At 38.9% G+C, this 2,599-nt stretch carries 2 protein-coding genes and 3 pseudogenes; 3 read left to right on the forward strand and 2 right to left on the reverse strand.

The window, feature by feature from the left end:
• Window positions 1–124: 124 nt before the first annotated feature.
• Window positions 125–346 (reverse strand): hypothetical protein, encoded by a 222-nt coding sequence (locus FFM73_RS12295; RefSeq protein WP_003645725.1) that lies wholly within the window; start codon window positions 344–346, stop codon window positions 125–127.
• Window positions 347–532: 186 nt separating this feature from the next.
• Window positions 533–721: pseudogene (locus tag FFM73_RS13265) on the reverse strand (helix-turn-helix domain-containing protein); the annotation flags it as partial.
• Window positions 722–794: 73 nt separating this feature from the next.
• Between FFM73_RS13265 and FFM73_RS12305 the strand changes: the two are divergent.
• The 3 genes and pseudogenes from FFM73_RS12305 to FFM73_RS13145 form a co-directional block, all read left to right on the forward strand.
• Window positions 795–1,424: pseudogene (locus FFM73_RS12305) on the forward strand (replication initiator protein A); the annotation flags it as partial.
• 154 nt (window positions 1,425–1,578) lie between these two features.
• On the forward strand, window positions 1,579–1,776 hold the full coding sequence (locus tag FFM73_RS12310; protein WP_076633348.1) for a hypothetical protein: 198 nt from the start codon (window positions 1,579–1,581) through the stop codon (window positions 1,774–1,776).
• 1 nt (window position 1,777) lies between these two features.
• Window positions 1,778–2,466 (forward strand): annotated as a pseudogene (locus FFM73_RS13145) (ATPase).
• The last annotated feature ends 133 nt before the right edge of the window (window positions 2,467–2,599 follow it).

Genomic DNA, 2,599 nt, shown 5'->3' on the forward strand with positions numbered 1-2,599 from the left:
AGAAACGGCCTCACTCCAGACGAATACTGGAGTGAAGCCGCTTAGGAACACATAAAACTTTATATTATTTCATTTGTCAACTTGACAGGGCATAGTGCACCAATTGAGGATAGACCTTTTTACTTTATTCAGCTTTGTCATCTACTTTAATCTCAGCACTAGTTGAGGTCACATTAGAAACGTTCGCACTAGTTGGTGCTTTATCAGCTTGGCTAGCGGAGTCCACCTCGTTTGTAACATGTTCTAAGGTGCCTGTCGTGTCCTGTGAGACGTTTACAGTTTGTACGTCTGTAATTACACCTAGCATACCTAAAATGGTCAGAACCGTGTTAATGGTAGATTGCAAATTTAATCCGAATTTTTGGACAAATTTGTCAGCATAACCTGATACGGTGTTTGCCAGTCGAGTATTTTAAGCGGTCGCTGGTTAATTTGGAGTAACGTCGTCGTTAAATCTTGAGCACTAATGTGCTCAAAACGAGTCCCTTTAGGATAAAAATAACGTAAATTCCGATTAAAGCGTTCATTACTACCCACATCGTGATCGCTTGTATTCGGCATCTGTTTGTGCTAATTCAGCCTGATAAGGTTGACATCGAGATAATTCATAAGAAATTGTTGACGGTGATCGGTTCAACCGAACGCCCATTTGGATATTGGACAGCCCTAGTTCACAAAAGGTTTCGATTTTAATTCGTTCGGAATAGGTTATATTAGACAGGTTCTAAGCACCATTTTAAAGGAAGCTGATCTTTTTTGTCCGAACAGCGTTCGGATTAATTTTACAATCTACCTATCTGTCCAAGCTCGATGTGAAAGCAACCGATGTCTATTTACGCGGCGAATTTGGTCAAAAAAGCTCTCAAACCCTTGCTACGAGCGGAAGTTCAAAAAATGGACTTAATCTATATAGAGAACCTAAAGAAAGAGACAAAAACAGATACAATATAGATACTCAAAAGTTGAACTTTTCCACAGCATGTTTCTCACCAGATGAAATCGAAAAGCAAAACCATGATCTCATAAATCATGCTAATGACTTCTTAACTGATGAAGACAGTGGGCTCCCCGTTTTCTTAGAACCCGAAGCCGTGCAATTACTTAGCCTCTGGTGCCGAACTCCACAACAAATGCGCCGGTTCATTGGCATTATCTTAAATGCTAAGTACCGAGTTGAGAAGGATCATCAGGACATTGGCGTTCTAATCCCACTAGACGATGAAGAACTAAAATCTTTGATGACTAAAGCCTTGAGACGCTACTTTAACGCCCTAAGAAGCAATGAAAAGCATATCAAGAACGTGGAAAACTACTTGTACGGCACCATGCAAAACCTATTTGGCGTTTGGTGGAATAAACAAGCGGCTAGAGAATATGCGGCCAAACACCCCGAAGAACAGAACACTGACAATGAGCGTTCTTGAAATTAAACGTCATATGGACTCATTTAAGCCGTTTTAAGTGTTACATGCATAATTATATTAAAACTGCTTTAAAATCGCTTAGAAGTAAAAATAGGTGCCTTAAGTGGCCGAATTGACGATAGCTGAGCTATAAAACGGGATAGGAGCTTTTTAAATGACCAAACCCAGCAAAGAAATCGAAACAATTGATCAATTGTTGGCTGACCCCTGGGCAGTCAATATTCAAGACATTTGGGAACAAGCGGCATATAATCCAGATCCTGATAAACGCAAGCTGTTTGACGCGTTACACACTTACCTCTTAGATAAACGTCAAGAGAAGATTATCAACGAAAAGCATTTCGTGATTTAACATGAGTGAGCTAAAGAGATACATCATCGTTGCGGGGATAAACGGCGCTGGTAAAAGCACTTTATATCGCGCGAGACCCGAATTATTTACTCACTCCAAACGATTAAATGCCGATGAAATCCTACAAAAAATGGGTGGCGATTGGTATAAAGATCGTGATAACTTTAGGGCAATGCGAGAAGAAATAAAACAATTCCAGCGGCTTTAGATATCGGGCGGAGTATCCATGTTGAAACAACCTTGTCTGGGCAAGGAAAGGCACAATTAAATTTAATCGATCGGGCTCACCAAAATGTTTTGAAGTAACACTTTTATATGTGGCTTTAAAAAGCGAAAAAGTTGCAATTAATCGGGTTCATGAGCGGGTCAAAAAGGGTGGGCACGGTGTATCAGATGAAGTTGTTAAAAAGCGATATAATCAATCAAATCAAAATTTAGAAGCAGTTGCATTCAAAGCTGATAATGTCGTGATCTACGATAATAGCCAAAAATTTGTGTGAGTTTACAGACGAGAACACGACCAGGTGATCAAAAATAATTTGCATAACTTTCCTTGGATAAATCCCAAAATCACCTTTGAGTCAGCTATACAGAAACAACTAAATGACTTTGTTAAAAATAATCCAGATTTAAAAATTAGAAATCCCATTAATGATTCAGAAAATAAAAAACGATCGGGCTAGTTATTAGGCTGATCGTTTTTGAATTTATCCGGTTTATGGGTGTTAACATAGTCAGCAAATGTTTTTAAAAGTTCTTCGGTTTGTTCGACCGAGAGGTTATTAGCTTGAAAGTACTTTTCTAATAAAGCCCCTTTTTGAAT

It is taken from the genome of Secundilactobacillus hailunensis, from assembly GCF_005405185.1.
In the GTDB taxonomy this organism is placed as follows: Bacteria; Bacillota; Bacilli; order Lactobacillales; family Lactobacillaceae; genus Secundilactobacillus; species Secundilactobacillus hailunensis.